This window comes from Pseudoalteromonas sp. SG41-1 (genome assembly GCF_014164575.1).
Classification (GTDB): domain Bacteria; phylum Pseudomonadota; class Gammaproteobacteria; order Enterobacterales; family Alteromonadaceae; genus Pseudoalteromonas; species Pseudoalteromonas rhizosphaerae.
The window spans coordinates 11891-31390 of sequence record NZ_JACJFL010000008.1 but is presented as its reverse complement, the minus strand read 5'-3'; the positions used below and the strand labels follow the sequence as shown (position 1 = coordinate 31390).

Below are 19500 nucleotides of genomic sequence, written 5' to 3'. Positions count from 1 at the left end.
CGGTAATGTGACAGCACTTGCAGTGAAACAACGATATATTCAGAGTCTTCCTAAATACTTGACGTTATGTGAGCATAACTACTTACGTGCTTTAAAATTGTTGCCCAATGAGCGCAAAGAAGGCAATACACGTCAAGTACAATTGGGTAATAACCAGTTTGTAATCAAGGTTGATGGCTGTGCTAAATACACGATGGATATTTCAATAACGCAATTAACCGGTATGTTAAAAGGGTTTAATCCGCTGTTTTTAACTGTGCGTTTATATCACGATGCAAAAGTTGCTGAAATAATTCACCATGATTACCATCAAAGGATCAAACCTTCATATGGTTACCCTAATCCGCAAATGCATCAAAAAGATGAAAAATATCAACTTAATGCGTTTTTGTATGATTGGTTAGTGGCGTGTGTTGAAAGTGGTCGAGCGGTACTTAACTGGGATATAAATGATGGCCTGGTTTGATGAGTCGGCGCAGTTCAATAATACTCAGCTGCGCTTAGCACATATTACCGATTGTCACTTATTTGCAGACCCACAAGGGGAGTATTTTGCGGTCAATACCGCTGAGCACTTTTCTCGCGCGCTTGCAGATATGGCAAAACAGTCACTAGACGCCGTGATCTTTGGTGGCGATTTAACCCAAGATCACAGTTTTGCATCATATTTGTTGTTTGCTCAGTTGATTGCCGATTCAGCACTTACTTGCCCAGTCTTTTGGCTGCCAGGTAATCATGATGATATCAGTGCGATGCAGCGTATTTCTGGTGGTCAAATCAATAGCGCAAAACGGTTAATTGCCGATGGGTTTGAAGTGTTATTAATTAGCTCTAAAGGGCCAACACCAGCAGGTTGGGTAAGCGAAGCCGATTTAAATGAACTCGCTGATTTATTAGCGACTTCACAGTCGCCAAGCGTGGCTTTTTGCCACCATAATCCATTACCTATTAATGGTTACCTAGACAAGCATATGCTCGAAAATGGCCCGCAATTACTTAATGTATTGCATAATAGCGCGCTAGTAAGGCAGTTATTTCATGGTCATGTTCACAATGACTATCAATTTAAATTCAGAAGTATTGAGATTTTTGCTACGCCAGCAAGCTCAGTGCAGTTTACTAAATACACCGATGACTGGCAGCAACATAATGCGGGGCCTGGTTATCGATTGTTGACAATATCAAAGCCAACAAACAGTGCAAAACTATTAATTAACTCGGAACTGATGTGGCCCAACGATTAATTTATATTCATGGTTTTAATAGCAGCGAACATTCATTTAAAGCTGTCCGCTTTGGTGAGTATATGGCACACTATGACGTTGATTATTGTGTGCCACGGCTAAGCCATGAACCGTTTCATGCGATAATTCAAATTGAACAATTATTAACGCCAAATACTGTATTACTTGGCAGTTCTTTAGGTGGTTTTTACGCCACTTATTTATCGCAAAAATATCAGTTACCAGCAGTGGTTATAAACCCTGCAGTTAAGCCTTATTTATTATTGAGTTCTTTGTTAGGGCCGAACTATAATCCCTATCAGGATAGCCATTACGAGCTCAACAATAGTCATATTAACGCGTTAAAATCACTGTCGATACCTAGCTTAGAGCGCCCATCATTACTGTATTTATTACAGCAAACGGGTGATGAAGTACTGGATTATCAGCAGGCCGTTAAATATTATTCACAATGCAAGCAACAGATAGAATTTGGTGGTGATCATAGCTTTGTTGGCTTTGAAGACTCCATTGCTAGTATTGTAGATTTTCTTAAAATCACGTAAAACATAGCTAAGCGCATAAAAGATAAAAACTATGAGTCAGCAAAATTATAACGCCGAAGCCATTGAAGTATTAAATGGGTTAGAACCTGTTAAACGCCGTCCTGGTATGTACACCGACACCACCCGTCCTAATCACTTAGGACAAGAGGTTATTGATAACAGTGTCGATGAAGCCATGGCCGGACATGCCACTAGAATTGATGTCATTTTGCATGAAGATAATTCGCTAGAAGTTAGCGATGATGGCCGTGGTATGCCTATCGATATTCACCCAGAAGAAGGTATTCCTGGGGTCGAATTGATTTTTACCAAGCTGCATGCTGGTGGCAAGTTCTCTAATAAAAACTACCAATTTTCAGGTGGTTTGCACGGGGTAGGGATCTCCGTGGTTAATGCATTATCAACGCGCGTTGAAGTGGTTGTGCGCCGCGATGCACAACAATACATGATGGCGTTTGAAAGCGGTGATAAAGTTGAAGATCTTCATGTTATAGGCACAGTAGGTAAACGTAATACAGGTACAACTGTACGTTTTTGGCCTGATGTAAGCTACTTTGACTCAGCTAATTTCTCGTTGACTAAATTACATCATTTATTAAAAGCTAAAGCCGTACTTTGCCCAGGCTTACGTATTAAGTTTGTTAATAAACAAACCAAAGAAACCCAAGAGTGGTATTACGAAACAGGCCTTAAAGACTACTTAAACGAAGCTGTTAAAGGTTACGAAGTACTGCCAAAAGACCCATTTACCGGTGAGTTTTCAAGTTCAACGGAAGGTGCTGATTGGGCGGTTGTTTGGTTACCTGAAGGCGGTGAATCGATAGCTGAAAGTTACGTTAACTTAATACCAACTGCGCAAGGCGGTACTCACGTAAATGGTTTGCGACAAGGTTTACTTGAGGCTATGCGTGAGTTTTGTGAATTTAGAAACTTACTGCCGCGTGGCGTTAAGCTCACCCCCGATGATATTTGGGAACGGTGTAGCTACGTTTTATCAGTGAAAATGCAAGATCCACAATTTGCTGGTCAAACCAAAGAGAAATTATCTTCTCGTTCGTGCTCGGCATTTGTATCTGGGGTGGTAAAAGATGCATTCAGTTTATGGTTAAATGAGCACACCGATACTGCTGAGTTACTGTCAGAGTTATGTATTTCTAATGCACAAAAACGTCTTCGCGCAGCCAAAAAAGTGGTGCGTAAGCGTGTTACCGCAGGCCCCGCATTACCGGGCAAATTAACCGACTGTAGCGCTGCAGATAACGACCGTACTGAGCTGTTTTTAGTAGAAGGTGACTCAGCTGGTGGCTCAGCTAAACAAGCACGTGATCGTGAGTTTCAGGCAATAATGCCACTACGTGGTAAAATTTTGAATACGTGGGAAGTTGAATCAGGGCAAATTTTAGCGTCACAAGAGGTGCACGATATTTCTGTGGCGCTGGGTATCGACCCTGACTCAACTGATATCTCTTCGTTACGCTATAATAAAATTTGTATCTTAGCGGATGCTGACTCCGATGGACTGCATATTGCGACTTTGTTGTGTGCACTATTTGTTCGTCATTTCCCAACGTTGGTGAAAACGGGTCACGTATATGTAGCTATGCCACCGTTGTTTAGAATCGACATTGGTAAAGATGTTTATTATGCCCTTGATGAAGATGAAAAATCCGGCATCCTAGCGCGTATTGAAGCAGAGAAAAAACGCGGTAAAGTAAACGTACAGCGTTTCAAAGGCTTGGGTGAAATGAACCCACTGCAACTACGCGAAACGACCATGGATCCTAATACTCGCCGCTTAGTCCAGCTAACCTTAGAGGATGAAGTGGAAACCATGGAAATGATGGATATGTTGCTGGCGAAAAAGCGCTCATCAGATCGTCGTCAATGGTTAGAAGATCATGGTAATCGTGCTCAAGTGTGATTTTTAAAGTTGTTTGTACTTGTATCGTATAAAGCTGTAACTCGATTTATACCAATTTATTAAAAACATGATTATTTAGTGAGTTATATCCCCCTAAGGTAAAATAACTCACTAATTTAATGCAATTGGTATTTGCTGACAAACGACTATGTAATCAAAGTCCTGATTACTTAATTAAAGCTCGTATAATCAGTGTTCGCGGTGAGTTCTAAGTCATGGCAAGTTTGCTGTGGTGAAAAAACGTCGCTCAAAGATTTTTAATAGAAAGCAGATTAAGCGTTATATGCAGCGAAGCAGCATGGCCAAATAGGGTAAAATCGATGAATAAATTACTAGTTTCTCTACTAACTTTAGGCTTGCTAAGCCCGTCCTTAGCAGCAAAAGAAATCCTTAAAGAACTCAGTGTTCCTAATGGTTTTACTGTAAGCATATTTGCCAGTGATGTAGAAAATGCACGGCAATTAGCAGTATCTAAAAAAGGTATTGTCTATGTTGGCTCGCGCAGAGCGGGAAACGTATATGCACTTATTGATCACAATAGTGATGGGGTTGCTGATAAACAAATACTGGTGGCCAGTGGTTTAACTATGCCATCGGGTTTAGCAATCAAAGATGGCGACCTGTATGTTGCTGAAGTACAACGTATTATCCGCTTCAAGAATATTGATACACAATTAAAAGCACCTAAATATGAAGTGGTATACGACGCATTACCGACAGAAAGTCACCACGGTTGGAAGTTCTTACGCTTTTCACCAACTGGCGAGTTAATCATTCCTGTGGGTGTACCTTGTAATATTTGCGGCGAAGATGAGCGCTATGGGCGAATATTTTCATTGGATGTAAACACCAAACAAATGACCACGTTAGCACAAGGTGTGCGTAACTCTGTTGGTTTTGACTTTCATCCTAGCACCCAGGCTATGTGGTTTAGTGATAATGGCCGAGATATGATGGGGGATGATCTTCCACCGGATGAACTAAACCGCTTAACAACCGAAGGTGAACATTTTGGTTTTCCCTATGTGCATGCAGGTGCCATCTTAGATCCTGAATTTGGTAAAGGTAAAAATATTGCCGATTACAGTGCCCCAGCTTTAGCTTTGGGTGCGCATGTTGCTCCATTAGGGATTCATTTTTATCAAGGTAAACAATTTCCTGCTACTTATAAGCAGCAATTATTTGTTGCTGAACATGGCTCGTGGAACCGCAGTAAAAAATCTGGATATAAAGTGGCAGTTGCCACTATTGAGCAAGGACGTGTGATAAAATACACGCCGTTTATTACGGGCTTTATGAAAAACGAAGAAACATTGGGTCGTCCGGTTGCTTTTGCAGAACTTGCCGATGGCAGCTTATTGATCTCCGATGATTATGCCAATGTGATCTACCGTGTAAGCTATAAAAAAAATTAGGTAGGCTTTGATGAGTGATACAGATACCTTGCTATTGCAAGGAATTGAGCAACAAACAATGGGGCGTTTTACTGAAGACGCCTATTTGAATTATTCCATGTATGTGATCATGGATAGGGCATTGCCACATATTGGCGATGGTCTAAAACCAGTACAACGTCGTATTATTTACGCCATGAGTGAACTGGGTTTATCGGCAACGGCTAAGTATAAAAAGTCAGCCCGTACCGTTGGTGATGTACTCGGTAAGTATCATCCTCATGGTGATAGCGCCTGTTATGAAGCGATGGTGTTAATGGCACAACCATTTTCTTATCGTTACCCATTAGTTGATGGGCAAGGGAACTGGGGGGCTGCAGATGATCCAAAGTCATTTGCGGCAATGCGTTATACCGAAGCGCGTTTATCTAAGTTCTCAGAAGTACTGTTAAAAGAACTTGGCCAAGGAACTGTTGATTGGACGCCAAACTTTGATGGCACAATGGATGAACCACAAGTATTACCATCACGCTTACCACATATTTTACTCAATGGTATTACGGGTATTGCAGTCGGTATGGCAACTGACATTCCGCCACACAACGTGCGCGAAGTAGCCAGTGCCTGTTGTTTGCTGTTGGATAACCCTAAAGCTGAGTTAGATCAATTGCTTGAGCATGTACAAGCTCCCGATTACCCAACTGAAGCTGAAATAATCACTTCAAAAGCGGATATTCGTAAAATTTATCAAACCGGCCGTGGTTCGATAAAAATGCGCGCTATTTATACAGAGGAGCACGGCGATATTGTCATTACTGCACTGCCACATCAATGTTCTGGTGGTAAAGTACTTGAGCAAATCGCAGCGCAAATGAATGCCAAAAAGCTGCCTATGGTCGCTGATTTACGTGACGAATCAGATCATGAAAATCCAACCCGGATTGTCATCATTCCGCGTTCTAATCGCATTAAAGTGGAGCCGTTAATGGCTCATTTATTTGCCACTACGGACTTGGAAAAAAATTACCGCGTTAATATCAATATGCTTGGCCTTGATGGCCGTCCGCAGGTAAAAGATTTACGAACCATTTTAACTGAGTGGCTGGTGTTCCGTCGTGAAACAGTGCGCCGTCGCCTGCAATATCGTTTAGATAAAGTATTGGCTCGTTTACATATTTTAGAAGGTTTACTTGCAGCCTTTTTAAATATTGATGAAGTTATTGAGATTATTCGTAGCGAAGACAAGCCAAAGCCTGTGTTAATGGAACGCTTTGGTATTACAGACATCCAAGCCGAAGCAATCCTTGAATTAAAACTACGTCATTTAGCGAAACTTGAAGAGTTTAAAATTCGAGGTGAGCAAGATGAGCTTGCCAAAGAACGCGATAAATTACAGCTGACTTTAGGCTCTGAACGTCGTATGTCGACGTTACTAAAAAAAGAGATTCAAGAAGCAGCAGAGCTGTATGGTGATGAGCGCCGTTCACCGATTGTCGAACGTCTTGAAGCTAAAGCATTAAGCGAAAAAGATTTAATCCCATCAGAATCAGTAACCGTTGTGTTGTCTGAAAAAGGTTGGGCGCGTGTTGGTAAAGGCCATGATTTAGATGTTGAAGGGCTCAGTTACCGGGCTGGCGATGCATATAAAGCCTCTGCGCGTGGTAAGAGTAACCAACCTGCGGTGTTCTTAGATTCTGCTGGGCGTGCATTTGCCACTGATGCGCATGGGTTACCGTCGGCACGAAGCCAAGGTGAACCAATGACAGGTCGGTTTAACCTTACTGCAGGTGCTAATTTTGAGCATGTAGTGATGGGCGAAGACAAACAAGTGTTGTTAATGGCATCAGATGCAGGTTATGGTTTTATTACTGATTTTGTAGATCTAGTAAGTAAAAACAAAAACGGTAAAGCCCTGGTCAGTGTGCCTAAAGGTGGGCAATTATTAGCGCCAATTCGGGTTAATGATGTTGCTAACGATTACTGTATGGCGATATCTAATGAGGGCCGGATGTTGTTATTCCCATTACGTGATTTACCAAAACTAGGTAAAGGTAAGGGTAACAAGATAATCTCTATCCCAAGTGCCAAAGTACAAGCGCGTGAAGAGTTTGTTAAAGTGCTGGCAGTGGTGCCTGAAGGTACCAGTGTTACCTTGCATGCAGGTAAGCGTAAACTGACTCTTAAACCTACTGATTTGGAGCACTATCATGGCGAGCGTGGCCGTCGAGGTAACAAACTACCGCGTGGTTTACAGCGTGTCGATGAAGCGGTTGTAGAGCTGACGGCGATTGATGATGATATTGAGCCGACAGAAACCGAGTAAGTATTTTTTTATATCTATGAATAAAACGGCCTGTTATTGCAGGTCGTTTGTTTTTAAAGCAGAAAATTATTTTAAGCTTACATGTGTTCGCTAAACACTCGTTTAGCGGCAAAAATAACGCTATAATGCTGGCGTTATTATTTTTGGAGCGTTTTCTTTGTTAGCTATTATTCGTATTGTTATTATGGCATTGTTTATTTTATTAAGCTGTGTATTTGGTTTACTCCTTTGTTTAGTAAAACCTTTTCATATAAATAATGTACATATTATTTCAAGTTGGTTTGGTACAGTGGCTAAAATGCTTGGTGTAAACGTGGTTATTACACGCCATCCTGACGCGCAAAATTGTGGCCCTGCAGTGTATGTTGCAAACCATCAAAATAATTACGATATTTTCACTTTACCGGCGGCGGTACCAAAAAACTGTGTCAGTTTAGGTAAAAAAAGTCTTAAGTGGATCCCATTTTTTGGACAGCTATATTGGCTTTCGGGCAATATTTTAATTGATCGGGGAAATCGTTCTAAAGCGGCTAGCACGATCACTAAATCGGCCGATAAAATCAAACAAAAAGGCTTGTCAGTGTGGATTTTCCCAGAGGGAACCCGCAGTTACGGACGTGGCTTATTACCATTTAAAACAGGTGCATTTCACACGGCTTTAAATGCGGATGTACCTGTAGTACCTGTATGTATGAGCACAACATATAAAACCATTAAGCTAAATCGCTGGGACAATGGTATAATCTACATAGACATGTTAGCGCCAGAGCCACTTGATAAAACGATTGGAGCACGTGAACACGCAAAGCGTATTCATAGCAAAATGGCTGCTAGAATAACTGAATTAGATGCTCAAGTGAGAGAAAAGTAATGGAAAATTGGCGTGAAATTAGTGAAGACATTGTAACTTCGTTATTAGAAGATGGTTCTGATCCTGAGATCTTATACGAAGTAGAACATCACTTTGTTTGCGAAGACTTTGTCAAGCTTGAGCAAGCTGCACTAGCTGCGTTTAAACTAGGCTATGATGTTGAAGAGCCTGCAGAACTTGAGCTTGAAGACGGCAGTAAGATTTGGGGCTTTGACATCGTTGTTGAAGCTGAGTTAGATGTTGACGTAATAATGGAAGATGTTGATAAACTAGCACAACTTGCGATCGACACCGACGTAGAATACGACGGCTGGGGCACTTACTTTCAAGAGTAATATGTTATCCACTAGGTCCTAACCACTAGGACCTAGTGTAATTCATACCTATTATTGACTCGCCAACTCGCCAACTCGCCAACTCGCCATTTCCTAGTGCTTATTTCGTATTCGTTACTTTTGTTATAGACATTTGTAGTGGATCGTTGATAATCAGTAATTATTATTGTTTGAAATGAATTAATCACTTTATATGCTTATTACCCTTCCAATTTCTGAACTCGTACCAGGAATGTTTGTTGACAGTGTTAGCAAGCAGTTTGAGGGGGTTGATAGTATAAAAATCAAAACTCGCGGCCTAGTTCGCGATAAATCGATCATCAAGCGCTTGGTATCAGAAGGAGTGCAAGAGCTGCTGATAGATTTTACGCAAAGTGACGTGAGTGTTCCTGCCAAATATCAGCTTAAACCTGAAGTCGCGACTGTGGCAGCCGACAAGCCTAAAAAATCAAAAATAAAAAAGGTTATTACAGTTGAGCAAGAGTTTGCCAAAGCGAGTGTGAGCTATGAGCAACATAATCGTAATTTACAAAGTTTATATGGCGATGTTACTTCAGGCTTAAAGATGAATATCGCATTGCTTGATGGCATTGCCAAAGATATCGTGGCATCGGTATTTCGTAATCATAATGCAATGACTATTTTAACTCGTATTAAAGATAAGCATATGTACAATTGGCGACATATGACTAACTGCGCCATTTTTGTCACTGTATTTGCCAAGTACTTAGGTTACAAAGAAAGTGTTGTACAAGAGCTGGCCATGGGGGCCTTGCTACATGACTTAGGCCAAGCTAAATTACCACAAGGGATTTTTTCTAAACCTGAGAAAGTAAATAAGCTTGAGATGCAGGCGATTAAAAAGCATGTAGCGCAAAGTTTAGGCTTGGTAAAAGGCGAAAAAGGCATTACCCCATTAATGCTTGATATGATAGTTAATCACCATGAGCGCTTAGATGGCAGTGGTTATCCTCGAGGTCTGCAGGGCGAAAAACTTAGTCGACCAGCGCGAATTATGGCGATAGTTGACGTTTATGATGCAATGACCGCAGATAGACCCCATCAAATTGGTGATGAACCGATCAACGCATTGCGCTATTTATTAGCTAATAAACACATGTTTGATGGTGAGTTAGTACAGCGGTTTATTAAGTGTTTAGGTGTGCATCCGGTCGGTACGATTGTTAAATTAACCAATGAACGATTGGCATTAGTAACTGAAGGTAATCATCAGAACCCCATTCAACCTAAAGTTAAAGTTTTCTATAATGCTAAGCATAGTCATCATATTACGGCAAAAGATGTTGATTTAACTTCACCAGATCATGACTTAAAGATTTTAGCGAGTATCAAACCATTAGATTATCAGCTTAATTTGGCTCGTTTGTTAAAAGAGCATCTGTTGGTTTAAGCGGTTTTTTGGTTATTGCTTTGTTACAGTGTTTTTTAGTTGATTGCTTAGCCGATAATAGCGCACCACTGAAGCAACTCACCATTAATAATAGCCACAATAAAGTCCCATTCTCTGAATGTAACGCACTGCAGCAGCACACTAGTGCGACTAAAGCACAAACAATAGCACCTAACCAATAATGGTTAACAGGGTTATCGCATTCACCATCTCTAGTGCAGGCACAAAAATTAGCTTTGCAAAAGCAATATACACTTACCCCACAAAAAGCCAACGCAGCAATAATTAATCCTATCTCCACCGCTTCATCTCCTTTGCTAGTCCTATTTGGCAGTCTAATAGTGCTTATCAAACAAGTCAATCTAAATGATAATTAATTGCAAATGAGTTTTTCGCAGCAGCTTATCCGATGAGTTTTAAAAAACTGTTACTTTGCTGTTAAAAAATGGTTTTTATGGGGTTTTTTAACGCTTTGTTACAGTTTTTTATTTAAAAGTAAGGTACTGTGCAAAGGTTTTGAAGTAACTTACTCCTAATAATTAGAGACAACACATGGGAACCCAAGCATTTTGTTTGGTTAAGGAAACACAATGAAATTTACAAAAACTTTAATTGCAGCATCACTTGCTGTTATGTCTGCAGATACGTTTGCAGCGGCTTTCCAGCTTGCAGAGCAAAATGCCTCTGGCTTAGGGCGTGCATATGCTGGTGAAGCAGCAGTGGCTGATGATGCCTCTGTAGTTGCGCGTAATCCAGCTCTTATGTCTGTATTTAAAGAGCAGCAGCTAAGTATTGCAGGTATTGCTGTCATTCCAGATGTCAGCCTTCGTGGCACTGAAGCTAGTAATCAATCAGTTAACCCTGGTCAACTAAACGACAGCAGTATTGCGCCAGCCGCTTTTGTTCCTGCAGGTTATTTTGTAATGCCTATCGATGACAAGTTTGCTGTTGGTTTTGGTGCGTTTTCAAATTTTGGTTTATCAACTGAATTTGAAGCAGATTACCCTGCAGGCCAGCTTGCTGGTGAAACAGAGATTGTTACTGTAAATATGAACGTAAGTGGTTCATACAAAATCAATGAGCAATTTAGTGTTGGCCTTGGCTTAAACTATGTTTATGCAGATGCGAAAATCATTCGTAACTTTGGTGCCAATCCATTAGGTTTACCAGCACAAACTCAAGCAGTACATTTAGAAGGCGATGATACTGGCTTTGGTTGGAACTTAGGAGCTAGCTATCAGATTGATGAAAATAGTCGCTTTGGTTTTAACTATCGTAGCGAGACAGATATCACATTTGATGGCGAGTTTTCTAACCAATTACCTGCACAAATCGGTGGCCTAGCTGGCGTAAGTGTACCTGGAAGTGTTGAAATCACTCTCCCTGCGATTGCTGAGTTCTCTGGTACACACCAGTTAGATGAGAAAACAGGCTTACACTACAGTGTATTATGGACTGGTTGGGATAGCTTCCAAAAGCTAGAAGCTTATGTTCCAGGCAAAGATACACCTGTATTCTCTAAAGATGAGCACTTCTCAAACTCAATGCGTTACTCAATCGGTGGCGATTATCAGTTTAACGATGCTGTACTATTACGTGCTGGTATTGCTTATGATGAATCACCAGCCGATCAAAAACACCTGTCGATTTCTATCCCTGATACTGACCGTTTTTGGTACTCGTTTGGCGTTAACTACACCATGAGCGAACAAGCAAACCTAGATATTGGTATGAGTATTCTCCGTGGTAAAACACAAAACTTTACTGAATCTGATGGCTTAGGTCAGCAGTGGGGCTTTGAATCAAAAGGCCATGCATACTTATTTGGTGCGCAGTATAACTACACGTTTTAATTTGTAGGCGCGGGTTTATCCCGCGCAAATAAAAAGCCGCGTTATTTATTAACGCGGTTTTTTTTGTGTCTAGCTGTGCGGGTTTCCCCGCATCTAGTTACAAGCTTTCGATCTTGGCTTTTTGCTCAAGTAGTTTTGCTTTCGCATCTGAGAACTCTGCAAGCTTCTCATTTTCTTTAGCAAGGACTGCTTCAGGTGCATTGTTAACAAACTTTTCGTTTGCTAGTTTATTTTGTACTTGAGCAAGGCCTTTTTCGGCTTTTTCAAGCTGCTTAGCAATACGTGCAAGTTCGGCGTCAACATCGATTAGACCTGCCATTGGGATCATGATCTCAAGGTTACCAACATAAGATGTTGCACATGCAGGAGCGTCATCTTTGTTATCAAGCAGCGTAAATTCTTCAATTTTAGCAAGTGATGCTAAGAAAGATTTATTTTCTTCAATACGACGTACATCATCCGCAGATGCATTTGCTAGTAATACTGATAACGGCTTGCTTGGGCTAATATCCATTTCACCACGAATGTTACGAATGGCTAAAATGAATTGCTTAACCCACTCTAAATCATCCATTGCTTTTGCATCAACGTTAGCTTCATTGTAAACAGGGAAGGCTTGTACCATGATACTAGTGTTCGCTGTTTCAAGACCTGCCAGTGGCGCAACACGTTGCCAAATCGTTTCGGTAATGTATGGCATCATTGGGTGCATTAAGCGCAGTAGGCTTTCAAGCACAGTGATCAGTGTATGACGCGTACCACGTTGTTGTGCTTCATTGCCTTTGAATAATACAGGCTTTGTCAGCTCTAAGTACCAATCGCAAAATTGGTTCCAAGTGAACTCATAAAGCGTATTTGCTGCAAGGTCAAAACGGTAGTTATCTAAGTGCTCAGTATAGGTTTTAACAGTTGCTTCAAATTGGCCTAAGATCCAACGATCAGCAAGTGAATACTCTTTAACAGCATCATTTGTAAAGCCACAATCTTGCTCTTCGGTGTTCATTAGTACATAACGGCTGGCGTTCCACAACTTATTACAGAAGTTGCGGTAACCTTCAAGGCGGTTCATATCCCAGTTGATGTCACGACCAGTCGATGCCATTGCCGCTAAAGTAAAGCGCAGTGCATCTGTACCGTGGGCTTCAATGCCGTTATCAAAGGTTTTACGAGTATCTTTTTCGATTTTCTTAGCGACTTTTTCTTGCATCAGGTTACTGGTGCGTTTTGTTACTAAGCTTTCAAGGTCGATACCGTCAATCATATCGATTGGATCAAGTACGTTACCTTTAGATTTTGACATTTTATCGCCATTTTCATCGCGAATAAGACCCGTAACGTAAACCGTTTTAAAGGGCACTTGTGGCTTGCCGTTATCATCTTTGATGAAATGCATGGTCATCATGATCATGCGCGCTACCCAGAAGAAGATAATATCAAAACCAGTTACCAATACGTCAGACGGGTGGAAAGTTTTCAAATCATCTGTGTTCGCAGGCCAGCCTTGGGTTGAAAAAGTCCAAAGTGCTGATGAGAACCAGGTATCGAGTACATCTTCGTCTTGGCTAAGTGTTACGCTATCAGCAATGTTGTTTTCACGACGTACTTCTGCTTCATCACGGCCAACAAAAACGTTGCCTTCGCTGTCGTACCAAGCTGGAATGCGGTGACCCCACCACAACTGGCGCGAAATACACCAATCTTGTACGTCGTTCATCCACGAGAAATACATGTTCTCGTATTGCTTAGGTACAAATTGAATATCGCCATTTTTTACTGCGTCTTTTGCAGGCTCAGCCAGTGGTGCAACACGTACATACCATTGGTCAGTAAGTAGCGGTTCAATAACCACACCAGAGCGGTCGCCGTAAGGTACGGTTAGAGCGTGATCTTCAATTTTTTCAAGTAAGCCTAATTGTTCAAATTCAGCCACAATTGCTTTACGTGCATCGAAGCGGTCAAGACCATGCAGGCGCTCAGGAATTGGTGCATCAAACTCAAGCTCTTTACCATCAAAGGTGTAGGTTTCGCCTTGGCTTAGAATTGCGGCATCTTTATCGAAGATATTGATCAACGGCATTTGATGACGCTTACCAACTTCGTTATCGTTAAAGTCGTGTGCTGGCGTGATTTTTACACAACCAGTGCCTTTGTCTTTATCGGCATGTTCATCAGCAACAATTTTAATTCGACGATTAACAATCGGCAGTAAAATCTCTTTACCGATCAAGTCTTGATAGCGTTCGTCATCTGGGTTTACTGCAACGCCTGAGTCACCAAGCATGGTCTCTGGGCGAGTCGTTGCCACTACAATGTAGTTTTTACCGTCTTGGGTTGTAACACCATCAGCCAATGGGTAACGTAGGTGCCACATGTGGCCTTGTTTGTCTTTGTTTTCAACTTCAAGATCAGAGATAGCCGTGTGTAGCTTTGGATCCCAGTTTACTAGGCGCTTACCACGATAAATTAAATCTTCTTTGTGTAAGCGTACAAACACTTCTTTAACTGCTTCTGATAAGCCGTCATCCATAGTGAAACGTTCACGATCCCAGTCAACCGATGCGCCAAGGCGACGAAGTTGTTTTGTGATAGTCCCGCCAGATTGTTCTTTCCACTGCCAAATTTTGTCGATGAAAGCTTCACGGCCTAAGTCGTGGCGTGTTTTACCTTCTTCAGCAGAGAGTTTACGTTCAACCAGCATTTGCGTAGCAATACCTGCGTGGTCAGTACCTACTTGCCATAATGTGTTATTACCTTGCATACGTTTAAAACGCGTTAAGGTATCCATAATGGTGTCTTGGAAAGCGTGGCCCATGTGTAAGCTACCAGTGACATTGGGTGGCGGGATCATAATTGAATATGCATCGCCTTTACCTGATGGTTTGAAGTAGCCTTTTTGTTCCCAGTCTTGGTATAACGACTGTTCAATATCTTGCGGATTGTAGGTTTTATCCATTACACAGAACCTTAAATAAGTACTTAAATGAGTTAGTTAGCTATTTATACAAAAGGTATGTTAGCTATTAATATCTTGCGTGGTGATATTAGCACCGAGTTGGCGTAGCTTTTTAAAGCGCTCACGGGCAGCTTGTTTAGCAGTGGCTTCAACGGGCACAAAATCAAAAACTTGGTTAAACCGACGAATAAAGTCCGGCAATTGTGCAGCCAAGTTAATTAAAACTTTACGATTACCGACTGGCGGGGTAGTACCTATTTCAACGGGCGCACCACCTTTTGGACCTTCACCTTGGAGATTGTGAGGCACAAAACTGTCGGGGTCGAATGACCAAATAGTTTCATCAATGGCATGGGCAATTTCAAGATCATCAACGTAAATAAAGATACGATGACCAAGACGATACTGTTCAGCAGCAATATCAGCCGCTAAGCTAAAGTGATCATCAGCCTTGGCTAATGACTCATCTTGTTGCTTTAGAACGAAAAACTGGGCGTTCATGCTCATTGTATCGGGGCTTCCCACAGTATTGAAAATAATACTTAAATCAAAGCAGGGATTTTGCCATATAACGCGTTTTGCTTCAATTAATACGCTAATTTATACGTTAATAAGTGGGGAATAAATAAGGCGCTAAAAAGCGCCTTATTTAAATTTACAATGTATTGTTAAACGCGGGGTTTAATCTTGGCTGGTTTCGCTTACACCGGCACGGTTGAGTAAATATTGCGTAAGCATTGGCACCGGTCGACCTGTTGCGCCTTTGTTTTTACCACTGCGCCAAGCAGTGCCTGCGATATCTAAATGGGCCCAGTTATACTTTTTAGTAAACTTAGATAAGAAGCATGCTGCTGTTATCGTTCCCGCAGAGCGGCCGCCTAAGTTAGTAAAATCAGCAAATGGGCTTTCTAGTTGATCTTGATAATCATCCCACAGTGGCAACTGCCACGCACGGTCGCCACTTTGCTCAGATGCTTTTAACAAGTCATGTGCCAGTGGGTTGTGGTTAGATAATAACCCCGTTGCATGAGCGCCAAGGGCAACAATACAAGCGCCAGTTAAAGTAGCGACATCAATCACGGTTTCAGGTTCAAAGCGCTCAACATAAGTGAGTGCATCACATAATACTAAGCGGCCTTCAGCGTCGGTATTTAGTACTTCAACTGTTTGCCCTGACATAGTGGTCAAAATATCACCCGGACGATAAGCATTCGAGCTTGGCATGTTTTCACAACCTGCGAGTACACCAATTACGTTAATCGGTAATTGCATTTGCACCAAAGCACGCATTGCGCCAATAACACCGGCTGCACCGCCCATGTCGTATTTCATTTCATCCATGGCTTCGCCTGGTTTGAGTGAAATACCACCTGAGTCAAAGGTTAAACCTTTACCAACTAGCACGATTGGGGCTTGATCTTTCGCGCCGCCTTGGTAGTTAATTACCGACATAATAGATTCGTTATCACTACCACGACCAACTGCTAAGTATGAATTCATACCTAACTCTGCCATTTTATCTTCGCCAATTATATCAACTGTAACGTTGTCAAAGTTAGCTGCAAGTTCTTGCGCTTGTTCACCTAAATATGCAGGATTACAGATGTTTGGCGGCATGTTCGCTACGTCTTTACATAACTTACTACCTGCAGCGATCGCTAGACCATGTTCAATGGCGCTTTCACCAATGGTAAGTTCGCGGCGAGTTGGCACGTTAAACACAATTTTACGCAGCGGGCGACGCGGGTCACTTTTTTTGCTTTTTAATTGGTTAAATGTGTACAAGCAGTCTTGGGTGGTTTCGACCGCTTGGCGGACTTTCCAGTAGGTGTCGCGACTTTTAACATGTTGCTCAGTTAAAAAGCATACCGCTTCCATCGACCCAGTTTCATTTAGGGTATTGATAGTTTTTGAAATAATTTGTTTGTATTGTTTGTCGTCTAGCTCGCGCTCTTTACCACAGCCGACCAATAGTATGCGTTCACTTAACACATTGGGTACATGATGCAATAACAGCACTTGTCCCGGCTTGCCTTCAAGGTCGCCGCGACGCAATAAATTAGAGATATAACCATCACTGATTTTATCGAGTTGTTCACCAATGGGGGATAAACGACGTGGCTCATAAACGCCAACTACAATACATGCGCTACGTTGCTTTTCAGGACTACCACTTTTTACGCTAAATTCCATTGTCACTCCTAATTTTGAGTCATTTAACCCTTAAATAAGGGTAATAAAATAAAAATCCAGATACTAGCTTAATATTAGCTTATAAACGCTGACTCATTATGTGTATTTGAACTTTATACTTTTGTAGCCATCAATACCACTAATGCGACAATATATCGAGTTGCTAGGTATGATATTTAATGTTGATGACATATAATAAAACCCTAAGTTTACTCAAATTTTCTTACTCTTGAAGTAAAACATCATGTTTAACAGGGGCGATCATTGCTAATTTTCCGTTATTTGACCACTGAAGTTTTAAAGTCTCAGGTCGCCGTATTTTTAACTTTGATGACAATTTTTTTGTCGCAAAAGTTTGTTGTTATTCTAAGCGACGCCTCTGAAGGCGGTATTCCTGCTAAGTTAGTACTGTCGATGATTGCACTAAAGTTACCGCAATTGGCATCATTAATACTACCGCTAAGTATCTTTTTAGGGATTATTCTCGCCTACAGTCGCATTTATGCCGACAGTGAAATGACTGTTCTCAAAGCCTGTGGCGTTAGTGAATGGTACGTAGTGCGTGTAACCTTAGTTTCTAGTGTGGTACTAGCGCTATTGGCGGGAGTACTGACTTTATATATAGCCCCATGGGCGAGTGAACAAGAATATCAATTGAAAGAACAAGCCAAAGCGGATGCCGGGTTATCAGCGCTGCGTGCTGGGCGCTTTCAACAAACAGGGAACGAAAAAGCGGTGGTGTTTATTCACAATATCGAAAACGGCGGCAAAGAATTACACAAAGTATTTGTAGCACAACTACCCGATAGTGAAAAAGACAATCTCGCACGGTTAGTATATGCGCAGCGGGGTGTGGTGGTCGAGCAAGAAAGCGGTGAGCAGGAATTGGTGCTCAGTGACGGTAAGCGTTACGAAACTGACGGCGAAACGCCAGCGCTCAATTTAACCGAATTTGATGGCTATAGTGTACAAATCCGTGAGCAAGAGATAGAACATCAACGCCGCAAACTTGAAGCTGTGCCGACCATTGATTTGTTTGCGATGAAAACGACTGATGCGATTGCTCAGTGGCAGTGGCGTCTTGCTATTCCGCTTTCTATTCCGCTACTTACTTTATTAGCAGTACCGCTGAGTGTCGTTAATCCGCGCCAAGGTAAGTTTGCCAAGTTAGTACCTGCCATAAGCTTGTATTTAGGTTATTTCATCTTATTGAATGCAGCAAAATTTGCAGTTGAGGATGGTAAAATTCCGCCTTCAATTGGCCTATGGTGGATCCACTTTACGGCGTTATTTATCGGCGGCTTTTTGATCATTAAAGGGCGGCCACTCGGTGCTTGGCTAAAAGCTGTGTTGACTAAGCGGGAGTATGGCGCATGATGAAAATGCTTGATTGGTACTTAGGCCGTAGCATCTTGCAAACCACTGGTTTTGCTTTGATGGTCTTGGTGGGGATCAGTACCCTGATTAAATTTATTGAGCAGCTTAAATCAGTCGGTCGCGGTAGCTATGATATTGCAACTGCATTGTTATATACATTATATAGCATGCCTGGCGATCTTGTGGTGTTCTTCCCAATGGCCGCTTTAATTGGTGGCTTAACAGGTCTTGGAGCACTTGCGTCAAATAGTGAGCTGGTGGTTATGCAAGCTGCTGGTATGTCGCGTTTGCAAATTATTGTCTCAGTGATGAAAACTGCAATATTTATGGCGCTTTGTATGATGGTATTAGGCGAGTGGGGCGCACCGGCCGCACAGCTCAAAGCGAAAGAAATGCGTAATCAAGCTATACACGGTGGCGATGTATTTAACGCTCAGCAAGGTGTATGGGCTAAAGATGGTAATAACTTTATTAATATAGAAGATGTTGACCAAAACGGCGTATTACACGGTGTGAACATGTATCATTTTGATAAATCACTACAACTTACACAAATTACTAAAGCTCGCGAAGCAGTAGGCCGTAAAGATGGTTGGTTACTTCGTGATGTAAGTAAACTGCAACTCAGTGAAGAGTTGATCAGTACACAGCAACAAGATGAAGAGTTTTACGAATCACAACTTACAGCTGAAAAGCTGGGTGTAGTATCGGTAAAACCAGAGGCGCTTTCTTTCACAGGACTTTGGTCGTATTTAGGTTATTTAAAACAAAATGAGCAAGATACCAGCACCTATGAGCTGGCTTTATGGCGTAAAATTATGCAGCCAGTATCGATAGCGGTGATGTTATTAGTGGCGCTGTCGTTTATATTTGGCCCACTGCGTACAGTGACGATGGGCGCGCGGATTGTAATGGGCGTAGTAACCGGTATTGCATTTCACCTAACCAATGAAATATTTGGTCCTGTGGTGATGGTGTATCAAATCCCTGCGATAATCGGGGCGACTTTACCAAGCATAATATTTATAGGTTTTGCGACTTACTTGCTTAATAAGCGAAATTGATAATGGGGAGCTAGCA

The 19500-nt window shown here is 41.7% G+C and carries 16 protein-coding genes; 12 read left to right on the top strand and 4 right to left on the bottom strand.

Translation table 11 applies throughout. The annotated features are described in order from the left end of the window. The first annotated feature begins 7 nt into the window (after positions 1–7). The 9 genes from H5203_RS07295 to H5203_RS07255 all read left to right on the top strand — a co-directional run bounded on the left by H5203_RS07295 (position 8) and on the right by H5203_RS07255 (position 10044). Complete coding sequence (locus tag H5203_RS07295) at positions 8–466, top strand: DUF1249 domain-containing protein (protein WP_145234962.1); 459 nt, start codon at positions 8–10, stop codon at positions 464–466. After that, a complete protein-coding gene (locus tag H5203_RS07290; protein ID WP_182819553.1) occupies positions 453–1244 on the top strand; it encodes a metallophosphoesterase in 792 nt (263 codons plus the stop codon). Before H5203_RS07295 ends, H5203_RS07290 begins: the two co-directional genes overlap by 14 nt. Then, the gene (locus tag H5203_RS07285) at positions 1229–1789 is read left to right on the top strand and encodes a YqiA/YcfP family alpha/beta fold hydrolase (RefSeq protein WP_182819535.1); all 561 of its coding nucleotides are present in this window, start codon (positions 1229–1231) and stop codon (positions 1787–1789) included. Before H5203_RS07290 ends, H5203_RS07285 begins: the two co-directional genes overlap by 16 nt. A 31-nt stretch (positions 1790–1820) precedes the next feature. Continuing rightward, entirely contained in the window at positions 1821–3710 is a 1890-nt protein-coding gene (parE, locus tag H5203_RS07280; RefSeq protein WP_145234966.1) for a DNA topoisomerase IV subunit B, read from the top strand. 320 nt (positions 3711–4030) lie between these two features. Continuing rightward, positions 4031–5125, top strand: coding sequence for a sorbosone dehydrogenase family protein (locus tag H5203_RS07275; protein ID WP_182731349.1), 1095 nt, complete (start codon positions 4031–4033; stop codon positions 5123–5125). Positions 5126–5135: 10 nt separating this feature from the next. Next, the gene (gene parC, locus H5203_RS07270) at positions 5136–7427 is read left to right on the top strand and encodes a DNA topoisomerase IV subunit A (RefSeq protein ID WP_145234971.1); all 2292 of its coding nucleotides are present in this window, start codon (positions 5136–5138) and stop codon (positions 7425–7427) included. Positions 7428–7584: 157 nt separating this feature from the next. Then, on the top strand, positions 7585–8298 hold the full coding sequence (locus H5203_RS07265) for a 1-acylglycerol-3-phosphate O-acyltransferase (protein WP_145234973.1): 714 nt from the start codon (positions 7585–7587) through the stop codon (positions 8296–8298). Beyond that, positions 8298–8633, top strand: coding sequence for a ribonuclease E inhibitor RraB (gene rraB / locus H5203_RS07260; protein ID WP_064667208.1), 336 nt, complete (start codon positions 8298–8300; stop codon positions 8631–8633). Before H5203_RS07265 ends, rraB begins: the two co-directional genes overlap by 1 nt. Before the next feature lie 193 nt (positions 8634–8826). Continuing rightward, complete coding sequence (locus H5203_RS07255) at positions 8827–10044, top strand: HD-GYP domain-containing protein (protein WP_145234975.1); 1218 nt, start codon at positions 8827–8829, stop codon at positions 10042–10044. Here H5203_RS07255 and H5203_RS22825 read toward each other — a convergent pair. Then, entirely contained in the window at positions 10004–10345 is a 342-nt protein-coding gene (locus tag H5203_RS22825) for a hypothetical protein (RefSeq protein ID WP_145234977.1), read from the bottom strand. The genes H5203_RS07255 and H5203_RS22825 overlap by 41 nt on opposite strands. 289 nt (positions 10346–10634) lie before the next feature. Here H5203_RS22825 and H5203_RS07245 point away from each other — a divergent pair, with 289 nt between their 5' ends. Then, on the top strand, positions 10635–11897 hold the full coding sequence (locus tag H5203_RS07245; protein ID WP_145234979.1) for an outer membrane protein transport protein: 1263 nt from the start codon (positions 10635–10637) through the stop codon (positions 11895–11897). A gap of 97 nt (positions 11898–11994) precedes the next feature. On the opposite strand, the gene H5203_RS07240 is transcribed toward H5203_RS07245, so the two are convergent. The 3 genes from H5203_RS07240 to pepA all read right to left on the bottom strand — a co-directional run bounded on the left by H5203_RS07240 (position 11995) and on the right by pepA (position 17043). Beyond that, entirely contained in the window at positions 11995–14850 is a 2856-nt protein-coding gene (locus H5203_RS07240) for a valine--tRNA ligase (RefSeq protein WP_182734581.1), read from the bottom strand. Between the two features lie 60 nt (positions 14851–14910). After that, a complete protein-coding gene (locus tag H5203_RS07235; protein WP_145234983.1) occupies positions 14911–15357 on the bottom strand; it encodes a DNA polymerase III subunit chi in 447 nt (148 codons plus the stop codon). Positions 15358–15531: 174 nt separating this feature from the next. Next, positions 15532–17043 carry a leucyl aminopeptidase gene (pepA, locus tag H5203_RS07230; RefSeq protein ID WP_145234985.1) on the bottom strand — a complete coding sequence of 504 codons (1512 nt, stop codon included), beginning with the start codon at positions 17041–17043 and terminating at the stop codon, positions 15532–15534. 264 nt (positions 17044–17307) lie between these two features. On the opposite strand from pepA, the gene lptF reads away from it, so the two are divergent. Further along, the gene (gene lptF / locus H5203_RS07225) at positions 17308–18420 is read left to right on the top strand and encodes an LPS export ABC transporter permease LptF (protein WP_145234987.1); all 1113 of its coding nucleotides are present in this window, start codon (positions 17308–17310) and stop codon (positions 18418–18420) included. After that, positions 18417–19484 (top strand): LPS export ABC transporter permease LptG, encoded by a 1068-nt coding sequence (gene lptG / locus H5203_RS07220; RefSeq protein WP_145234989.1) that lies wholly within the window; start codon positions 18417–18419, stop codon positions 19482–19484. The genes lptF and lptG overlap by 4 nt, the downstream gene beginning before the upstream one ends. The last annotated feature ends 16 nt before the right edge of the window (positions 19485–19500 follow it).

Bases quoted from the DNA above. Each gene is read 5' to 3' on its own strand.
- pepA (WP_145234985.1), bottom strand. From the start codon at position 17,043: ATGGAATTTAGCGTAAAAAGTGGTAGTCCTGAAAAGCAACGTAGCGCA.
- rraB (WP_064667208.1), top strand. From the start codon at position 8,298: ATGGAAAATTGGCGTGAAATTAGTGAAGACATTGTAACTTCGTTATTA.
- H5203_RS07275 (WP_182731349.1), top strand. From the start codon at position 4,031: ATGAATAAATTACTAGTTTCTCTACTAACTTTAGGCTTGCTAAGCCCG.
- lptG (WP_145234989.1), top strand. From the start codon at position 18,417: ATGATGAAAATGCTTGATTGGTACTTAGGCCGTAGCATCTTGCAAACC.
- parC (WP_145234971.1), top strand. From the start codon at position 5,136: ATGAGTGATACAGATACCTTGCTATTGCAAGGAATTGAGCAACAAACA.
- H5203_RS07245 (WP_145234979.1), top strand. From the start codon at position 10,635: ATGAAATTTACAAAAACTTTAATTGCAGCATCACTTGCTGTTATGTCT.
- H5203_RS07235 (WP_145234983.1), bottom strand. From the start codon at position 15,357: ATGAGCATGAACGCCCAGTTTTTCGTTCTAAAGCAACAAGATGAGTCA.
- parE (WP_145234966.1), top strand. From the start codon at position 1,821: ATGAGTCAGCAAAATTATAACGCCGAAGCCATTGAAGTATTAAATGGG.
- H5203_RS07290 (WP_182819553.1), top strand. From the start codon at position 453: ATGGCCTGGTTTGATGAGTCGGCGCAGTTCAATAATACTCAGCTGCGC.
- H5203_RS07255 (WP_145234975.1), top strand. From the start codon at position 8,827: ATGCTTATTACCCTTCCAATTTCTGAACTCGTACCAGGAATGTTTGTT.
- H5203_RS07240 (WP_182734581.1), bottom strand. From the start codon at position 14,850: ATGGATAAAACCTACAATCCGCAAGATATTGAACAGTCGTTATACCAA.